The organism is Sporosarcina sp. ACRSM (assembly GCF_022346545.1).
GTDB lineage: Bacteria > Bacillota > Bacilli > Bacillales_A > Planococcaceae > Sporosarcina.
On sequence record NZ_JAKRNU010000007.1, the window covers coordinates 14054 to 32281 of the forward strand.

17 protein-coding genes are annotated in these 18228 nt (G+C 45.4%); 11 read left to right on the top strand and 6 right to left on the bottom strand.

What is annotated here, in order from left to right; genetic code table 11:
* Positions 1–15 precede the first annotated feature (15 nt).
* Positions 16–2166 (bottom strand): sigma-70 RNA polymerase sigma factor region 4 domain-containing protein, encoded by a 2151-nt coding sequence (locus MHZ95_RS12055; RefSeq protein ID WP_239390872.1) that lies wholly within the window; start codon positions 2164–2166, stop codon positions 16–18.
* Positions 2167–2334: 168 nt separating this feature from the next.
* Between MHZ95_RS12055 and MHZ95_RS12060 the strand changes: the two genes are divergently transcribed.
* Complete coding sequence (locus MHZ95_RS12060; RefSeq protein WP_239391184.1) at positions 2335–3663, top strand: sodium-dependent transporter; 1329 nt, start codon at positions 2335–2337, stop codon at positions 3661–3663.
* A 159-nt stretch (positions 3664–3822) separates the two neighbouring features.
* Here the strand turns inward: MHZ95_RS12060 and MHZ95_RS12065 are convergent, their stop codons facing one another.
* Both MHZ95_RS12065 and MHZ95_RS12070 read right to left on the bottom strand, forming a co-directional pair.
* On the bottom strand, positions 3823–5505 hold the full coding sequence (locus tag MHZ95_RS12065) for a methyl-accepting chemotaxis protein (protein ID WP_239390873.1): 1683 nt from the start codon (positions 5503–5505) through the stop codon (positions 3823–3825).
* Positions 5506–5678: 173 nt separating this feature from the next.
* Positions 5679–5939 carry a DUF1871 family protein gene (locus tag MHZ95_RS12070; protein ID WP_239390874.1) on the bottom strand — a complete coding sequence of 87 codons (261 nt, stop codon included), beginning with the start codon at positions 5937–5939 and terminating at the stop codon, positions 5679–5681.
* A 75-nt stretch (positions 5940–6014) separates the two neighbouring features.
* On the opposite strand from MHZ95_RS12070, the gene MHZ95_RS12075 reads away from it, so the two are divergent.
* Entirely contained in the window at positions 6015–7190 is a 1176-nt protein-coding gene (locus tag MHZ95_RS12075) for a MalY/PatB family protein (protein WP_239390875.1), read from the top strand.
* A 139-nt stretch (positions 7191–7329) separates the two neighbouring features.
* On the opposite strand, the gene MHZ95_RS12080 is transcribed toward MHZ95_RS12075, so the two are convergent.
* Positions 7330–7548 carry a hypothetical protein gene (locus MHZ95_RS12080; protein WP_239390876.1) on the bottom strand — a complete coding sequence of 73 codons (219 nt, stop codon included), beginning with the start codon at positions 7546–7548 and terminating at the stop codon, positions 7330–7332.
* Between the two features lie 39 nt (positions 7549–7587).
* Complete coding sequence (locus tag MHZ95_RS12085; protein WP_239390877.1) at positions 7588–8337, bottom strand: peptidylprolyl isomerase; 750 nt, start codon at positions 8335–8337, stop codon at positions 7588–7590.
* Between the two features lie 127 nt (positions 8338–8464).
* Here MHZ95_RS12085 and MHZ95_RS12090 point away from each other — a divergent pair, with 127 nt between their 5' ends.
* Both MHZ95_RS12090 and MHZ95_RS12095 read left to right on the top strand, forming a co-directional pair.
* Positions 8465–9697 carry an MFS transporter gene (locus MHZ95_RS12090; protein ID WP_239390878.1) on the top strand — a complete coding sequence of 411 codons (1233 nt, stop codon included), beginning with the start codon at positions 8465–8467 and terminating at the stop codon, positions 9695–9697.
* Between the two features lie 24 nt (positions 9698–9721).
* On the top strand, positions 9722–11575 hold the full coding sequence (locus MHZ95_RS12095; RefSeq protein WP_239390879.1) for a transglycosylase domain-containing protein: 1854 nt from the start codon (positions 9722–9724) through the stop codon (positions 11573–11575).
* Here the strand turns inward: MHZ95_RS12095 and MHZ95_RS12100 are convergent.
* Complete coding sequence (locus MHZ95_RS12100) at positions 11572–12129, bottom strand: DUF5366 family protein (protein ID WP_239390880.1); 558 nt, start codon at positions 12127–12129, stop codon at positions 11572–11574. The genes MHZ95_RS12095 and MHZ95_RS12100 overlap by 4 nt on opposite strands.
* Positions 12130–12381: 252 nt before the next feature.
* On the opposite strand from MHZ95_RS12100, the gene MHZ95_RS12105 reads away from it, so the two are divergent.
* Genes MHZ95_RS12105 through mnhG form a run of 7 tightly spaced genes read left to right on the top strand, consistent with a single transcriptional unit; the run spans position 12382 to position 18127 of the window.
* On the top strand, positions 12382–14790 hold the full coding sequence (locus MHZ95_RS12105; protein WP_239390881.1) for a Na+/H+ antiporter subunit A: 2409 nt from the start codon (positions 12382–12384) through the stop codon (positions 14788–14790).
* A complete protein-coding gene (locus tag MHZ95_RS12110; protein WP_239390882.1) occupies positions 14777–15199 on the top strand; it encodes a Na(+)/H(+) antiporter subunit B in 423 nt (140 codons plus the stop codon). The genes MHZ95_RS12105 and MHZ95_RS12110 overlap by 14 nt, the downstream gene beginning before the upstream one ends.
* A complete protein-coding gene (locus MHZ95_RS12115; protein WP_239390883.1) occupies positions 15199–15540 on the top strand; it encodes a Na(+)/H(+) antiporter subunit C in 342 nt (113 codons plus the stop codon). The genes MHZ95_RS12110 and MHZ95_RS12115 overlap by 1 nt, the downstream gene beginning before the upstream one ends.
* Entirely contained in the window at positions 15533–17014 is a 1482-nt protein-coding gene (locus tag MHZ95_RS12120) for a Na+/H+ antiporter subunit D (protein ID WP_239390884.1), read from the top strand. Before MHZ95_RS12115 ends, MHZ95_RS12120 begins: the two co-directional genes overlap by 8 nt.
* 6 nt (positions 17015–17020) lie before the next feature.
* On the top strand, positions 17021–17500 hold the full coding sequence (locus MHZ95_RS12125; RefSeq protein WP_239390885.1) for a Na+/H+ antiporter subunit E: 480 nt from the start codon (positions 17021–17023) through the stop codon (positions 17498–17500).
* On the top strand, positions 17497–17778 hold the full coding sequence (locus MHZ95_RS12130; RefSeq protein ID WP_239390886.1) for a Na(+)/H(+) antiporter subunit F1: 282 nt from the start codon (positions 17497–17499) through the stop codon (positions 17776–17778). Before MHZ95_RS12125 ends, MHZ95_RS12130 begins: the two co-directional genes overlap by 4 nt.
* Positions 17762–18127, top strand: a complete 366-nt coding sequence (mnhG, locus tag MHZ95_RS12135; protein ID WP_239390887.1) for a monovalent cation/H(+) antiporter subunit G — start codon at positions 17762–17764, stop codon at positions 18125–18127. Before MHZ95_RS12130 ends, mnhG begins: the two co-directional genes overlap by 17 nt.
* The last annotated feature ends 101 nt before the right edge of the window (positions 18128–18228 follow it).

Genomic DNA, 18228 nt, shown 5'->3' on the forward strand with positions numbered 1-18228 from the left:
TGATGTGAGTCCTCTTTATTCAAAAATAGGAGCCTCATAATGAAAATGTTGGACAAGCCAAATATGATCTAGATTCTTGATCATCATCGCTCCCGCAGAAGTGGAACGGTCTGTTTCTACCCAAATAGTGCCTGTGTTATCATCGGACTTGCTGAACTGCACATGATCGACTTGAGAAAGGTCAATGTGCACCTGTTCCCACCCGTTTATGTATTCCTCAAACGTCAGTGACCCATAAAGAGTCCCGAAAAGTTGCTCCATCGTCTCGATGTCTTCATGATTATTCGCCATGATGAACATCAAAAAAATGACTATCGGATGAACGTCTCGCAATACTTTCCGATCATATTCGACAGAGAACCGTTCGTACGTATCTTCTACTAGTCGCTCAAATTGCGAATCAGGTAACGAGACTATATCGGAATCATGTCCGGTTGAAATGATTCCGCTTAATTTAAAGTTTTGCAGTCGGCCTTCCTTTGCCAGTAGTACCGCATGACTGATATGGTACTCAGTTACACGTCTTTGGCTTTCAGATTCCGCCCAATCATTCGCTTCCATTTCACCAATGATTTTTTGTAAAATGATTGCGGAAGGTGATGTTCCTCCATTGGAAGCGATTGTCCGCCAAGCCGCACGTACTTCCTCTTTCACGGTTCCATCTTGGCCGTAAATAAGATCGGGTTCGTAGCCTCCTATGAGCGTATAGAGCAATTCCTGATAGGAATGCTCCAACATGTAATAGAAGTTTTCACCCTCCCAACTGGCAAGTAATGATTTTTCCATGTCTAGTAAGTATTCAATAGATTCATTGTAGGAGTAGGCCAAATCCGGGTAATCGACAAACGGGGTCGATTCTAACAGCGTTACGTAACCTCCTAGATCCTTATGAAGTGAGGCACGCATCTGCGCACTGATTTCATTCTTTTGAAATATAGGAACAATGGTATGCCACTGCGGTACGACAGTCGGGTAGATATTTTGCGTCCTCATTCCTTTCACGGCTTTTTGAATTTTTTCCGGAAGGATCGACTGTTCGGGGTCCATCTCGCCGTTTGCCATTGCTTGTTCAATTACTGTAGGATATTCAGACAACAACATTTGGTAGGCATTTTGAAATTCGTAATAGCGCTCCATATACTCTTTTATGAATCGTTCACTTTGCTCCCGATCATTTGTCAGCGGTTTTTTGATGAGCTTTTCAAGCATTTCAGATGGAAACGCTAAGGTCTCGCTGATTGCTGCGTACTGTTCTTTGGCGTTCTTCCGATTGATTGTCCCCGTATCTTGTAGTTCCTTTTCGAGTCTACGCGTTAAATTTTGGAATTCCATTTGCGCCTCCCTACCATAAAAGTCCAAATAGGTATTTTGCGCATCTTCTTCCGTTGATTGAGGTAAGCCCAGCTTCGCATAACGGGTTGACATCTCGTCCTCAAATAACGTCTTGAAACGCTCCAAATATTTTTCAGCTGCCTTTTTTTGATAATCCTCACTCGTGAGGACAGAGGACACAATGAGAGCAAGCAAAATGAGAAGACCCACTGGCCAAAGGAGCATCCTTTTTTTAGGGGTTTTCTTTTTTATAATTTTTTCGTTTTCTAGCTCTTCAGCTACAAAAATCCGTTCTTTTCTGAATGTGGGACGCAGTCTTCCATAAGACAACTTGAGGAACTCAAGCTGTTTTGTCATTTGCGGACGGTCACTTTCCTTGGCGAGCTGCAGAAACGCTTGATCAATCGCGTCTTTGACGGCTTCTACGGAAATTTCCAAAAGGGCGGCGATATCGCTATCATCCATCTCATGAAACATTGCTAGAATCAAAGAGAACTTTAGATCCCTTGGCAGATGGATGATTTTTTCATGTAAATGGCGGTCTTCTTCAAACGGTAAAAAGGAAGTATCCAAAGACTCTTCCATTGCCATCCCGTCCAGCTTTTCCACTACCTTGTGAAAGAGTGTGATCGGATTCCATTCCTCTTCCCGCTGATCAAGCAAATCCAAATAACAAGAGCGAAATACTTCCTCCGTTACGTTTCGCGCCTGTTCCCTTGTACAACCGTATTGGATGGCCAATCGCTCAATGCGGTTAGCATTTCTATCTATCCATCCCTCAAATGTGGAAACATTCTCTGGGATCGTTTGTTGTACCAATTCGTTTTTCTCCATGAAACTTCAACCCCTTTAACGCAACAACTTCCTTAGTACCACTATACCAGAACAAATATAGGGAAAACGGTTAGATATTTTGTCGAAATTTGTTACATATAATGATGGCTTTCGATTTTATTTCGTGTAAAATAAATGAGGTCTTATAAAATGAAAGTGTGGTTGGTTATGAAACAACGGGATCAATGGTCTTCAAAAATCGGGTTCGTTCTCGCTGCTGCGGGCAGTGCGATCGGCCTCGGTGCAATTTGGAAATTCCCTTATATGACGGGGACGAATGGCGGGAGTGTTTTCCTTCTCCTCTTCATTATTTGTACGATAGCAATCGGGTTACCGATTTTGCTCGCGGAATTTGTTATCGGTCGGATGGGACAGGCCGACGCCGTTACTTCCCTTAAACGGTTGGCAAAAGGGCGCAACTGGCAGTTTATCGGTTGGATGGGCTTGACCGCTTCATTCATCATCCTGTCCTTTTACAGTGTCGTTGGGGGATGGATTTTATCTTATTTGGCACGTTCCCTTATTTTCAAACTGGACACCGTCAATCACGTTGACCTTTTCAATTCCATCATTGCCAGTCCCGTGGAAGTCTTACTGGGTCAAGCCGTGTTCCTGCTCTTGACGGTATGGATCGTTCAAAGCGGAGTGCAAAGCGGGATTGAACGGGCGAGTCGTTGGATGATGCCGCTTCTGTTCATCTTCTTCATTGTCCTGGCAATCCGTTCCCTGACATTGGAAGGGGCGATGGACGGGGTTCGCTTCCTATTCGTACCCGATTGGTCTTATTTGACAGGTTCGACGGTATTACTTGCACTAGGGCAAGCTTTCTTCTCTTTAAGCGTTGGAGTGACGGCGATGATGACGTATGCTTCTTATTTGCCGAAAGAGGAACGGTTAGGGCAATCCGCTGTCAATGTTTCGATTTTAAATATTGTCATTTCTGTTTTAGCAGGACTTGTCATTTTCCCAGCCGTATTTGCGCTCGGACAATCGCCTGCGGAAGGTCCTGGATTGATTTTCGTCATTTTACCGGCTATTTTTAATCAGATTCCATTCGGCAATGTGTTTATGATTATTTTCTTTGTCTTAATGCTGTTCGCAACACTCACTTCATCGATTGCGATGCTTGAAATTGTCGTATCGACCGGTATCCGTGAAAAACGCAACCGTCGAAAAATGGCTGCATGGGTGTTTGGTCTTCTGATTTTTATCGTCGGTATCCCAAGTGCCTTATCGTTTGGCATTCTTTCCGACGTCAACCTTTTTGGTGGGACAATCTTCGACTTCGCGGATACGATCACAAGCCGGATCATGATGCCACTTGGCGCACTGCTCACCTCCATTTTTGTAGGTTTTGTACTGACTAAAAAACAGACGGACGAAGAATTGCGGATGCATCCGGCTATGAATGCACTCTGGCGATTTCTTGTAAGATTTGTCGTGCCGATTGCCATCATCTTCATTTTTGTTACATGGATTTTTGAATTGCGTGGGTGATAGGGATGGGTTGCTGTTTTTGAGATTTTGAGCGTTGGAGATGTTGGTTTAAGCGCGAGGGGTTACTCTTTGAGCACGAAAAATCCTTTTCAAACATGAAACATAGATATGAAGAACAGAAAGACCCATGGATTTCCATATCCATGGGTCTTTTCCTTTTTATAGTTTGAATTGTTGTACTAAGCCGTTGAGCTCCTCAGCCAATTTGGCGAGTTGTTCGGCGCTTCCTGCCACTTCTTCCATTGAACTGCTTGTTTGTTGAGAGGAGGCGGATGTTTGCTCGACGCCTGCTGCTGCTTCCTCGGTGATGGCTGCAATTTCTTCGACAGCGCTGCCCATCTCTTGACTGCCTGCTGTGATATCAGCTAAATTCTCGGAGATAGACTGGATATGCTGTGCCACATCAGTGACCGCATGATTGATCTGTCCAAATGTTTTGTTCGTAATTTGAATTTGCTCGGTTCCTTTTACCACTTCTTCATAGCCCACTTGCAATGATTCCGCCACGGAGCTAGATTCCCGCTGAATGCCTCCAACGATGCTTGTAATATCCGTGACAGACACGGCCACTTGTTCGGCCAGTTTTTTTACTTCTTCCGCTACAACCGCAAACCCTTTTCCGTGTTCTCCCGCTCTTGCCGCTTCGATTGCTGCGTTTAAAGCGAGGAGATTTGTTTGATCTGCAATACCTTTAGTGACTTCCACCAATTTGGAGATTTCTTGGGATTGCTCATCCAAGCCTCGAATTTTTCGAACGGATTCTTGTATGATTTGATCGATCTTTTCCATTTGTTCACTAGATGATTGCATCAGGCGGCTTCCTTCTGCTGTCATTGTGAGTACCTCTTCAGATGACTGTTGGATCTGTTCTCCTTTTTCATTCGCTCCCTCTACCTTATGGGAGAATGCTTCCATCGACTGCGCCAAATCACCTGCATGATTGGCCTGCATTTCTGCCCCTTCCGCCATTTCATACATCGTCGTCGCAATTTGATTCGTCGCCGCTTTCACTTCAGTTGCGGATTGGGTTAACTCTTCACTTTGGCCTGTTACTGAACCGGAAACCACATTGATATCATTGACCAATTGACGAGTATTGCCACTCATCTCATTAATGGCATTCACAAGTTGACCCACTTCGTCTTTTGATCGACTTTCGAGCGGCTCGCCGCTTAAATCCCCACTTGCTATTCTGTTCATCCGATCAGTTACCATTCGGACCGGTTTAGAGAGCGAATTAGCAGTCACTAGCGCTGCCGCTGTACTTAGTAAAATGACTAAAACGGTGACAATCGCAACAGTTCGTAATGTCGCTTCTCCACTCTCGATAATCGATTGTTCAACTTCGTTAATCGTCGCTTCACTATCTTTAGCCATTTTTTCATAACCAGACATGACTTCCCGGACCATTTCGGTGGATGCCTGTAAATTCCGACGGGCCAATTCTTCGTTTCCTTTATCATATTCCTGAAAAACTTCCGTATCGACCATCGTCCGCCAAGCGATTGTCTTCTTAATCAGGCGGTCGAATTCTTCGGAGTCGCGTATGCCTCTAATAATTGCTTCATATTCCTTCCCTTGTTCCGTATAGGCATTGAACCGCTCTTTATAGTCGCCGCCGTATAGTACATAACCGCGGGCGGTCGATATACGATTCGCCATCGTCAATGCCATCTGCTCATTAGCTATCAATAACGGCAGCTCTTTCTCTATGATCATTTCCGCGTTCTGATTACTTTTCACAACGACTGAAATGTTATAAATACCAAGCAAGATGACGAGTACAATAACAATTGAAAATGCACTCAGTAACTTGGTTTTAATACTTTTAAACTGAAACATCTCTTTCAATCCTTCTCTCCATTATTTTCTTAGCAGGAAGTCCTGCATACCTTTATTACTATCGGATGCAATAGTTTGATTTCAAGTGATTTTTGTTATTAAATCCAACTTTTTCTTGGCGTTTTGATAAAAATTAAAAAAGCCGCATCCCGAAATCAGGCACGGCTCAGAGGTCAAACGATACATTTCGCCTCGTATTTTATCGCTAAAAGTTTGTAAGAAATTTGTACACAGTTTTCGATCGGAATCCATAATTCATAAGAATGCTCGTAAATCTCCCGAATACGCTTGGCCAAATCTGTCGGATGGTCGAGACGATGCAATTCTGAAACGACATCGACAATTTCCAGTTCATATGCTTTTGCACCTGCGTCGAATGGATCCCATTGTTCGAGAAGGGCAATCGCTTTTTTATTCATTTCGATTGTTCGCACGATGAGTCACCTTATTTTTTTGTTTTGTCATGTTTATGATAACATAGTAAAGAAAAAAGGAAAGAGGAGATATTCGTGAGTATATTCGAACAGATGATAGATAGACGTCAGACAAGGTCTGTCAAATGGGATCGGATGGAGGTCGTTTACGGCATTGAAGATGCATCCGATATCTTGCCGATGTGGGTGGCCGATATGGATTTTGCGGCTCCGGAGGCCGTCATCGATGCCATCAAAGAACGGCTGGATCATCCTGTCTTCGGCTATTCCTACATTTGTGAAGGATGCAAAGACGCAGTCCGCACGTGGCTTTCGGAGCGTCATGGTTGGGATACGAAAAATGAATGGATGCTGTTTCATCAGGGAGTTGTTCCTGCCATTGCATCCGTCGTGGAAACCTTCACTTCAGAGGGCGATGGCATTCTTGTCACTTCCCCTGTGTATCCGCCGTTTTTCCATATCCCTAAACTACAAGGGCGCCAGGTCATCGAATGCGTGATGAATGAACAGGACGGGGTCTATTCAATCGACTTTGAGGCGTTCGAAAAATGCCTGCAACAAAATGTCAAATTATTCATTCTCTGTAATCCGCATAATCCCGGCGGCATTGTCTGGAAAGAGCATGAATTAAAAGAAATGCTGAGACTTTGCGCAAAATATGATGTACTTATTTTATCGGATGAAATCCATGCTGACCTCGTCTTCCCGGGTCACACTCATCTGCCACTCGCAACTTTGGCGGGAGAAGAAGTGGATCGGATCATCACTTGTGTAGCACCGACAAAAACGTTCAACCTTGCAGGAGTCCAAGTGGCACTCATGATTGCCACTGACGAAAATGTCAGGGAGAAGTTGAGCATGAATGCGATGTTCCACGGTCAAATGGATTTAAATGCATTCGCAGGTGCGGCATTGACAGCCGCTTACAATGAAGGCGGTCCTTGGTTAGAAGAACTACTCACGACGGTTTCAGGTAATATGGATTATGTAATCCGTGAACTGACAACAGCAGTACCCGGTTTGAAGATTGCCAAACCGCATGGAACATACTTGCTGTGGATGGATTATCGGGACACAGGTTTGACAGAAAAAGAAATGATGGACAAGCTGTTGCACAAAGGGAAACTTGCTCTCGAACCGGGGACGAAATATGGTGAAGCCGGTCGCGGATTCCTCCGCATGAATGTGGCGGCGCCTCGTGCCACGATCGAAGAAGGTGTAAAACGCTTCATCACGGCGATGAACGGATGATCGATAGATTTGCTTGCACTCCTATGATGTTTGGTTGCTCTCCATTGAATTTTGCTTGCACTCAGAAGCTGTTTGATTGCACTAAATCAGTGTTTGATTGCAAACCAAGACTTTAGTCTCTACACCAAAAACAGCATCCTCAATTTTGAGGATGCTGTTTTTCTTGTGCTTCACGGCGTTCACGCAAGATGCGTTCTTCCAGTTCTTTCGTCTCGGCTTCTTGTTTTTTCGAATTGCGCCTAATCCATGTAAAGGTGAGGATTAAAAGAATCATGAAAAATACAAACGAAATGGCCGCCGGTATATATTCTGACTTATCTTCCGGAAAGTAAAGGAACGGCATTAAAAGTGCGTTCAATTACATACACTTCCTCGCTGCGTTATTTTCACATGACGCTTACTTTTGAAGAATTTCGATTGATTCGATTACGACGTCTTCAACCGGCTTATCTTGTCGGCCTGTTTTCACGGATGCAATTTTATCGACAATGTCCATGCCTTCGATAACTTGTCCGAAAACCGTATGCTTTTGGTCAAGATGTGGCGTTCCGCCCATTTTCTCATAAGCTTCAGCAATCTCTTCCGGCCAGCCGCCTTGTTTCATTTGTTCAGCTGAACCTGGTGCTTGCGATGCTTGAACGATGAAAAATTGGCTACCATTCGTACCAGGACCAGCATTTGCCATGGAAAGCGCCCCGCGTAAATTAAAGAGGTCCATCGTGAATTCGTCTTCGAATGTATCGCCGTAGATGCTAGTCCCGCCCATTCCAGTGCCAGTCGGGTCGCCCCCTTGGATCATGAAATCTTTAATGACACGGTGGAAGATGATACCGTCATAATAGCCGTTTTCCGCATGTGTTAAAAAGTTTTCGACTGTTTTAGGCGCTTGCTCTGGGAAAAGTTTAATTTTCATTGAGCCTTGGTTTGTGTTCATCACAACGAGCGCTTCGTTTTCTGCTACTTCATTTGACAATTGTGGATACATAATTGTTGCCTCCTTTTGATCGTTCACACTATTTTCTTCAACAGGAGCAGGTCCTGCCGTTTGTTCTTTTTTCTCCAGTTCCAAGATCTTATTGCCTGTTCCACAGGCGGTTAATAGGATAAGAGCAAAGAGCGAGAATAGAGAAATAGACACTTTTTTCAACTTTCATTCACCCTGACCTATTTTATCATATCAATTCGTCGATTTCGATGTTTAAGCACGTTTCTTCCTTCGAATATCGAAATGTTTTATACTAGTTAAGAGCACGCTATGGAAAGAAGGTTATTATTTGAACGTGCAAAAACGGAATTTTATCATTATCTGGATTTCTAACGTACTCGTAGCAGGGACTATGACGATGATCATGCCCTTTCTTTCGCTCTATATTGAGACATTTGGCGATTATTCGGATGCCTATGTGCAAAAGTGGGCCGGCCTTATTTTCGGTGCGACATTTGTCACAGCCTTTATCATGTCTCCCGTTTGGGGACGAGTCGCCGACAAATATGGGTTTAAACCGATCTTGCTTGTGAATGGTTTCGGGATTGCGACGTCTGTCTTCTTGATGGGCTTTGTCAACTCAGTCGAAACATTTTTCATCTTGCGCCTTCTGAACGGCGTCGTTTCCGGTTTCATACCGACTTCCCTTGCCTTCATTTCTTCACAGACTGCAAAAGAGGAAGCGGGAAAAATGCTTGGGACGTTACAGATGGGTAGCGTGACGGGTACATTATTCGGTCCATTGCTTGGCGGATTGTTGGCGGATGCCTTCGGATTTCAATACACTTTCGTCATCACATCCATTTCCGTCATTATCGCTGCGCTTCTTGTGCTATTCGGCATTCGGGAGCAAATCCGAGTGAAAAGCACAAAAGCGATCCCCTATTCACGCAAATCCATTTTGAGTGGATTGCTGCATCACCGCCTCATGCTGAACGTGATGATTGTTACTTCTTTAATCCAAATCGGCAATTTTAGCATCCAACCGTTATTATCGCTATACGTCGCACAATTAACAGAAGCAAAAGATGTTGCGTTTCTTGCCGGCCTGACATTCAGTGCCACCGGTTTAGGCAATCTCCTATTCGCCCGTCAGTGGGGGAAACTTGGAGATGATATCGGCTATGAAAAAGTGTTATCGCTATTGCTCGTTCTGTCATTTGTTTTCATTATTCCTCAAGCGTTTGTCACCGAGTTATGGCATCTGATTATTTTACGCATCCTTTTCGGAATCGCGATAGGCGGGATGATCCCGCTGACGACCGCATTGATCAGACGGGAGGCCCCGGTTCATATCCAAGGTGAAGTGATGGGATACAATACAAGCTTTCGTTTCCTGGGAAATATTATCGGTCCGATGTTCGGCGGGATTCTAAGTGCATTTATCGGCATCTCCTCCGTTTTCATTGTAACCGGGCTTCTATTCCTCCTTGGCTTTGCATTTCTATTTTATGCAAACCGCAGGCCTGGGATCGATTTTGAAGACTTTCTGGCAAGTGAAGAACAGGCACAAAAAAGTTAAATATTCCTAAATGGAGGGGCAGTTTTGAAACAGGTCTTCGGCTTTATGATGATACTGATAGCAGTTCCCATTTTATGGTTCGTCCAAAAAGCGATTGCAGATGAATGGCAACATGCCGATTCTTTCAAACACCATATCAGTGACGCCATCGAATTGTCCTCTCCTCCAGTTGACGTGCCGATTGTGATGAAAGATCGACATGGCCATATTTTTGCGGAAGAGTATGTAGAGTGGCGCGAACCGCTTCCCTTGTCGGACATCCCCCTGTTTGTCCGGCAACTTTTTTTAGAAAGTGAAGATCAGGGCTTTTTTGAACATCGGGGCTATGATGTGGCAGCGATTGTCCGTGCATTTGCTGTCAATGCTGCCAACGATGATGTGAGACAAGGGGCTTCCACCATTACCCAGCAATTGGTCCGCATGCGTTTCTTGTCAACTGATAAGACCTATGAACGGAAAGTGACCGAGCTTTTTTACGCTGCGGAATTGGAAAAGCAGGCAACGAAAGAAGCAATTCTAGAAATGTATTTGAATGAAATGTATTTTGGCAACCAGGTATACGGAATCGGCGCTGCCTCAACTTATTATTTTAGCAAACCTTTGCACGAGTTGAATGAAGCGGAAATGGCTTTCATCGCTGCAATTCCGAATAACCCTTCATTATATGACCCTTTGGAGCATTTCGAACGGACAAAACAAAGACAGGAGCGGTTGCTCTCCACACTTGCCAAAAACGGCTTCCTAACCGCGGAGGAGGCCGCTGCCTTTGCTGCGCTGCCAATCGAATTACAGGTCAAAAAGAAAGCAAATCAATTCCCCGCTTATCAGACGTATGTTCTTGCCGAACTTTCCGATCTGATCGCTGAATCGGAAGGGTTGAAGGACAAAATTGCCAATGTGGACAGCGATGCTGAAAGAGCGGCTCTTTTAGCACAGGTGAAACAACGGAGAGATGAATTGGTGACAAAGGGGATGGTGATTGAAACAGCCCTAGATCCGCACAAGCAACGCCAGGACGAGCGGACCTTATCTTCCCTCTTGAAGCCGGCAAACGTGCAAGCGGGCGCCGCTGTCATCGACAATGAAACGCGGGAAATCGTCAGTCTATTCGGGGGAAGTCATTATAAAAAAGCTGATTTCCACCGTGCCTTTCAAGCGGTACGGCAACCCGGCTCCGCCATCAAGCCGTTGCTTGTCTATGCTCCCCTTTTCGAAAGTGGATCCTATACGGAAAATACGTTAATTAACAGTGGCAATATCTGTATTGGCTCATATTGCCCGACCAATATCGGCGGCTATGTGTATGGCAACGTTTCCGTTAAAGAGGCTTTTCGGCATAGTCATAATACGGCTGCTGTCCGGCTATTGCGGACGGTCGGAATTGAAAAGGCATTCGGTTTTCTTGACCCTTTTGCATTTCAGTCGGTATCAACAAAAGATTGGACTTACGCGGCAGCACTGGGAGGTTTTTCAAAAGGAATGACGCCATTGGAGATGGCGGGTGCCTATACGAGTTTCATAGATGGCACCTTCACACCTGTACATGCCATTCGTGCTGTCAAAGATAAAGAAGGGAATGTCCTTTACAAGTGGTCGGACGAACAAGTAGAGGTCTGGTCCCCGGCTACCGTGACGAAGATACGCCATTTATTATCCGATGTCGTACTCAACGGTACTGGAAAAGGCATTTCGTATGCGTTTCCTTATACGGGTGCCAAAACAGGAACGACAGACCATTATAAGGATTTATGGGTAGGCGGCCTCAATGACAACTATACGACCGCTGTCTGGATCGGCTATGATCAACCCCAATCCGTCAAATGGCTCAGCGATCAGAAACTGCATTTGCGAGTTTTCTCCGCCCTTTTACGGGACTAGAAAGGCAAACTCGCTATTACGCCGTTATACAGTTTCAGTACAATATAGATAAGGCTGGAAATGAGCACAGACCAAATGATGATTTCAAATATGATTAGACCAATCGTATTGGTCATCGTCATGAATCGGCTCATCTTATAGACAATATAAACAAAATAGACGAAAGTGGTCAGAAGGAACACCGCCGCTAGAATGTATATTGAATGGATTCCACCGGCTGAAGCGAGGGAGCCGAAAAAGTAAATGACGTTCCCGCCCCGCGCTTCACTAAACGACTTGCCTTCCTCGTCTTTGGAAAACAACAACATGGCCGTTTCGTGGATCGTCTCCGCAATCAGTTTCAGCGCAGAAAAGATCATAAAAAAAAGAAGAGCATACATGACTAGCAGGAAAATGCGCAGTTGCAAGTCTGATAAAAACTCCCGCATGCCTGCATATAAACCGATTTCCTTAAAGAAATCGACGGATAGTCCTACTGTATAGACACCGAATGTCAAACTGAATAGACAAATGGTGACGAACGGCAAGTAGCCGAATAAATATGGATTTTTCATAAGACACCCCAAAAACAGTTGATTCTATATTTCTATCATAGCAGAAACGCGGTTGCCAAGCCTGTACACATTTCGAGGTGCATCTATTGTGTAAGTGCCTAGCAACTATTATTTCATGTTTACAAATTTCTGAGGCTATGGTATATTGGCTTCAATAAGTTGAATGCACGTTCTTGGAGGAGTCTGTCACCAAGGGATATCTATGCCCTTTGGTGACAGACTCTTTTTGCGTTCAGAAAAAGGAGGGATTTTTTGGAATTCGTGTATTTGATTTTTTTACCGATGTTGGTCGCACTCATTATTCCTTTGCTTTTTAAGAAGCTGAATGGCGTCCATACCGGCTGGTTTGTGTTGTTCGTACCGGTTGTTCTATTCATCTATTATGCGGGGTTCGCCCGATCGATTATGGATGGTGGACATGCCGTATCCGAATTGCAATGGATTCCATCACTTGGCATTTCGTTTGTGTCTTATTTGGATGGACTGAGCCTGCTGTTCACATTACTCATTACCGGAATCGGAGCACTAGTGGTGCTCTACTCGATCTTTTATCTCGATAAGAGCCGGGAGAAGTTGCATCATTTCTATGTCTATTTGCTTCTTTTCATGAGTGCGATGCTCGGTGTTGTACAATCGGATAATGTGATTTCGCTGTATCTGTTCTGGGAATTGACGTCCATTTCTTCATTCCTACTTATCGGGTATTGGAATACGCGGGACCGTTCGCGCTTCGGTGCGTTGAAATCGATGATGATCACCGTTTTCGGCGGACTGATGATGCTTGGGGGATTTGTGTTGCTCGGCATCATGGGCGATTCGTTTTCCATTCGAGAACTGATTGCCAATTCCGCTTCTTTTATCGGACATGAGTATTTTACCCTTGCGCTCATTCTCATTTTACTTGGCGCATTTACGAAGTCGGCTCAGTTCCCGTTTTACATCTGGCTGCCGGATGCGATGGAAGCGCCTACACCTGTCAGTGCCTATCTGCACTCCGCCACAATGGTGAAGGCAGGCCTATACCTTGTCGCTCGTTTTACACCGATTTTTGCTGTTTCGGAAGTATGGGTTTGGTTAGTGACGGGCATCGGACTTCTGACGTTGTTCTGGGGATCATTCTTTGCCGTCAAACAGATCGATTTGAAAGCGATCCTTGCTTTCTCTACGGTCAGTCAGCTCGGGCTGATTATGTCGTTACTGGGTGCAGGTGCGATCGCTTTTCATAGCGACGATGCATTATTTAAATTCGCAACGTTTGCAGCGATTTTCCACTTAATTAACCACGCGACTTTCAAAGGCAGCCTATTCATGATTGCCGGAATTGTCGATCATGAAACGGGCACCCGGGATATTCGGAAGCTCGGGGGCTTGATGAGCATCATGCCTGTCAGTTTTACGGTCGCATTCATCGGTTCGATGTCGATGGCAGGATTGCCGCCTTTCAACGGTTTCCTGAGCAAGGAAATGTTCCTGCAATCGATGTTGGCCATTCAACATTTTGAACTGTTCAACTTTGCAACTTGGGGCATGCTGTTCCCAATCGTTGCTTGGATTGCAAGTGTCTTCACATTTATCTATAGTTTCTATTTCGTTTTCAAAACATTCGCAGGAAAACGGAAAAAAGAGCCTCTTCCAAATACGCCGCATGAGGCACCATTCGGGATGCTCATTTCCCCTGTCATTCTAGCAGCACTGGTCGTCGGCATTTTCTTCATTCCGAATGTGATCGGGAAATGGTTTGTCAAGCCGGCGGTGATGGCCATTCAACCGGCATTGTACAACCATCCTTCTGATGTCGCTGTTCATGTTGCAGCTTGGCATGGGTTTGCCTCCACCGAATTATGGATGACCATTGCCATTGTCGGAGTTGGAGCGATTCTATACTTGACGCTTGCCAAATGGCAAAAGCTTTACGATATTCAACCACAATCTTTGTCGTTGAATGCCTTATATGATGCGACAATGTTATTTGGTGAAAGAGGGATGAACCAATTATCCCGTTTTTATATGACCGGGCTGATTCGGACGTATTTGTTGTATATGTTTGCGTTTATCATCGCCTTGACGACGGCCACTTTGTTTATCAAGGAAGCGTTCGTTGTCGATATGGACAGCTTTTCAGCGTTGAATGCCTATGGATTGATGACGGCGGTTATTCTGATCATTGCCGTTTGCATGGTTGTCTTGGCGAAAACTCGATTGGCGGCTATTATCGCACTCGGTGCTGTCGGCTATTCGGTCGCCTTATTCTTTGTTATCTTCAAGGCGCCGGATTTAGCATTGACACAGCTTGTCATCGAAACGGTTTCTGTCGCACTGTTCCTGTTGGCCTTCAAGCATTTGCCGGCTCTTCGTAATCATGGACAAACGAAACGGAACAAAATCGCGAATCTCATCATTGCCGCGGGTATCGGTGTAACCGTTACGCTGGTCGCCTTGTCTGCGCATTCACAGAAATTGTTGCCTTCGATCTCACACTATTACAAAGAAACCGTAGCAACCGAAGCCGGCGGTGGAAATATCGTAAACGTCATTCTCGTAGATTACCGTGGATTTGATACGTTGTTTGAAATCGCCGTCTTAGCGATTGCAGGCATCGGTGTCCTTGGGATGATCCGTCTGCGATTGGCGAGAAAGGAGCGGGCAGATGAAAACAAATGATGTCATTTTACAGACGACGACCAAAGTCGTGTTTTTCATCATCTTTCTTTTTTCCATCCATATTTTTTTCGCGGGGCATTACACACCCGGGGGCGGCTTTGTCGGCGGTTTGCTGACAACGGGGGCGCTCGTCCTGTTATTGCTGGCTTTCGATTTGAAGACAGTTAAACAAGCATTGCCGTTCAACTTTACCATTGTGACGGGAATCGGGTTGTTGTTGGCACTCGGAACGGCCTCCGCTTCACTCGTTTTTAATGTGCCGTTCTTCACGCATGCATTCGACGATTTCACTCTACCGTTATTCGGTGTCACATCCTTGCACACCGCGATGCTTTTCGATGCGGGTGTCTATTTAGTTGTTGTCGGTGCCGCAATCACGATCATTCAATCGATTGGAGGGGACGCCTAATGGAATTCGTTATGGCAATTGTTATCGGTATCCTTTTCATGGCCGCCGTCTATTTGATCCTCTCCCGCAGCTTGCTGAAAGTGATTTTAGGGACAGGCTTGCTCAGCCATGGTGCTCATTTACTCATTTTGACGATGGGCGGCCTCGGCGGTACTTCCCCGCCAGTACTAGCGGATGGGGTGACGGATTATGCGGATCCTTTGCCACAAGCCCTTATTTTGACGGCGATCGTTATCAGTTTTGGAGTGACCGCCGTCATTCTGGTGCTCGCTTACCGGGCCTATGCGGTCCACAAAACAGATAATATGAATCTTTTGAAGGGAAATGACGAGCATGATTAATCTACCTTTACTGCCCATCATTTTGCCATTTCTGTTCGCGATTCTCCTGCTCTTTTTCAAGGAGAATATCCGTGTGCAGCGCTCACTGACGTTGATTGGGCTCCTTGCCAGCTTGGTTGCCGCATTGTTCCTTGTGTTCAAAGTGAAAGCGGATGGCATTCAAGCAGTCACCTTAGGCAGTTGGCCTGCACCATTCGGGATTTCCATGGTATCCGATATGTTGGCTGCGTTGCTCGTGACGACGACGATTTTACTAACTTTATTTATCGTCATATACAGCTTTTCGTCCATCGGAGAAGGACGGGAACGTTTCTTTTATTACCCGGCGATCCTTTTCATGGTGACAGGTGTCAATGGCGCTTTTACGACAGGGGACATTTTCAATCTATTCGTCTTCTTCGAAGTGTTACTTATTGCATCGTATGTCCTAATTGTTCTAGGCGGGGAGAAAAAACAGCTTCGCGAGTCGATTAAATACGTGCTTGTCAATGTCATTTCGTCTGCGTTGTTTGTCATTACGGTTGCCTTTCTCTACTCCGTCATTGGAACGTTGAATATGGCGGATATTTCAGTGAAGATCGCGCAGGTGGGACAACCGGGGATCATTACAGTCATTGCGATTCTGCTACTGATCGTCTTCGGCGTTAAAGGGGCTATCTTTCCCCTGTACTTCTGGTTGCCAGGATCTTATGCCGCACCGCCGATTCCCGTATTGACACTATTCGGTGCGCTGTTGACGAAAGTCGGCGTCTACGCCATCATGCGGACGTATACATTGTTCTTCGTGCATGACATTGGATTTACACATGAAATCCTTTCTGTCTTGTCCATTTTAACGATTATTGCCGGATGCATCGGGGCGCTCGCTTATTTCGATTTGAAGCAGATTATCATTTACAACATTGTCATCGCAGTCGGTGTCATTTTATACGGCGCTGCACAGATGAACGAATCCGGGCTTGCCGGTGCGATTTTCTATTTGATCCACGACATGCTTATCAAAGGGGCTTTGTTCTTGCTGATCGGCATTATCATTTACGTCACAGGGACGTCCAATTTACGCAAAATGGGCGGATTGATACAAACCCATGCGCCACTCGGGTGGTTTTATCTCATCGCGGCGTTCGGGCTGGCGGGCATTCCGCCACTCAGTGGATTTGTCGGAAAGCTGCTCATCGTCAAAGGGGCTTTCGAAGCGGGGAACAGCTGGGGAGCGATCATTCTACTCGCATCCAGTCTGATCGTTCTGTTATCGGTCATCCGGATCTTTATCTATGCGTTTTGGGGCAAGCCAGTTGCTATCCCGCAAACAGATCGTCGTCCGTATCGGAACATGATGATGCCCGCTGTCGTCCTCGTCATTCTATCCGTGCTTTACGGCGTCGGCACGGAATGGCTATTCCCTTATATGACGGACGCAACGAACGGATTACTACAACCATCCATCTATATTGATGCGGTGTTAAAGGAGTAGATGTCGATGGCTTTTCAACTCATACTGAACGTTTTCATCGCAGTTGTTTGGATGTTTGTGAGCGGCTCGGCAAGTGCCTCCACTTTCATCATCGGTTATTTGATCGGATTGATCCTCATCATGATGACGAGACGCTTTTTCAAGGAAAGACTGTATATCGCACGTCTATGGGCAGCCTTTAAATTGACACTTCTGTTCTTCAAAGAACTGACGCTATCGAATATTTCAGTATTACGGGTCGTTTTGCAACCAAAGATGACCATCCAACCGATGATTTTCGCGTTGCCGACAGATCTTGAACATGATTGGGAAATTACCTTGCTCTCCAGTCTTATTACCTTGACACCAGGGACGATCGTTTTGCACGTTTCGGACGACCAACGGACACTCTATATCCACGCCATTGACGTGGATGATGTCGATGAGGCCGTCGATTCCATCAAGCATACATTCGAAAAAGCCATTAAGGAGGTCAGCCGCCCATGACGACATTTTTCTGGATTTGTCTCATCGTTGTTATTCTCTCGATGGCCTGTCTACTGTACCGTGTATTCCGCGGACCATCCAATCCGGATCGGCTTATTGCACTGGATGCAATCGGTGTTATGCTTATTTCATCCATCGCCTTGTTATCGATTTTATTCGATACCGGTTTTTTCATGGAAGTCATTTTGCTCATTGCCATCATGTCTTTCATCGGCACGGTTTCATTTGCCAAATTCATCGAGAAAGGGGAAATTATCGAACATGACCGTAATCGCTAACTTCCTCATTGTCGTAACCATCCTAGTCGGGTTGCTGTTCACCGTCGTGGCAGTCATTGGTGTGTTGCGCCTGCCCGACGTCTATACGCGGGCGCATGCCGCCTCTAAAAGCGCGACATTAGGCGTGCTCAGCATTTTAGTAGGTGTATTTTTGCATTTCTGGTGGAATAAAGATCACATCAGCATCCAGCTTCTTCTCGCCATTGCCTTTCTGTTCATCACGTCACCGATCGGTGGCCATTTAATGGGACGGGCCGCCTATCTATCCGGTGTCAAACCGACCAAATTGACCGTCGGAGATGATCTTGCAGAAGTTGTGAAAAAAGCGAAACAATCCAAACCGGAATAAAAAAACACGTAAGGCAACTAGATGTTCAAGTTGCCTTACGTGTTTTTATTTTATCAATTATACCTTTACGCAATTCTTCACTGCACAAGCAGGGCTATTTG

Bases quoted from the DNA above. Each gene is read 5' to 3' on its own strand.
- MHZ95_RS12055 (WP_239390872.1), bottom strand. From the start codon at position 2,166: ATGGAGAAAAACGAATTGGTACAACAAACGATCCCAGAGAATGTTTCC.
- MHZ95_RS12060 (WP_239391184.1), top strand. From the start codon at position 2,335: ATGAAACAACGGGATCAATGGTCTTCAAAAATCGGGTTCGTTCTCGCT.
- MHZ95_RS12065 (WP_239390873.1), bottom strand. From the start codon at position 5,505: ATGTTTCAGTTTAAAAGTATTAAAACCAAGTTACTGAGTGCATTTTCA.
- MHZ95_RS12100 (WP_239390880.1), bottom strand. From the start codon at position 12,129: ATGAAAAATCCATATTTATTCGGCTACTTGCCGTTCGTCACCATTTGT.
- MHZ95_RS12110 (WP_239390882.1), top strand. From the start codon at position 14,777: ATGAAAACAAATGATGTCATTTTACAGACGACGACCAAAGTCGTGTTT.
- MHZ95_RS12115 (WP_239390883.1), top strand. From the start codon at position 15,199: ATGGAATTCGTTATGGCAATTGTTATCGGTATCCTTTTCATGGCCGCC.
- MHZ95_RS12120 (WP_239390884.1), top strand. From the start codon at position 15,533: ATGATTAATCTACCTTTACTGCCCATCATTTTGCCATTTCTGTTCGCG.
- MHZ95_RS12125 (WP_239390885.1), top strand. From the start codon at position 17,021: ATGGCTTTTCAACTCATACTGAACGTTTTCATCGCAGTTGTTTGGATG.
- MHZ95_RS12130 (WP_239390886.1), top strand. From the start codon at position 17,497: ATGACGACATTTTTCTGGATTTGTCTCATCGTTGTTATTCTCTCGATG.
- mnhG (WP_239390887.1), top strand. From the start codon at position 17,762: ATGACCGTAATCGCTAACTTCCTCATTGTCGTAACCATCCTAGTCGGG.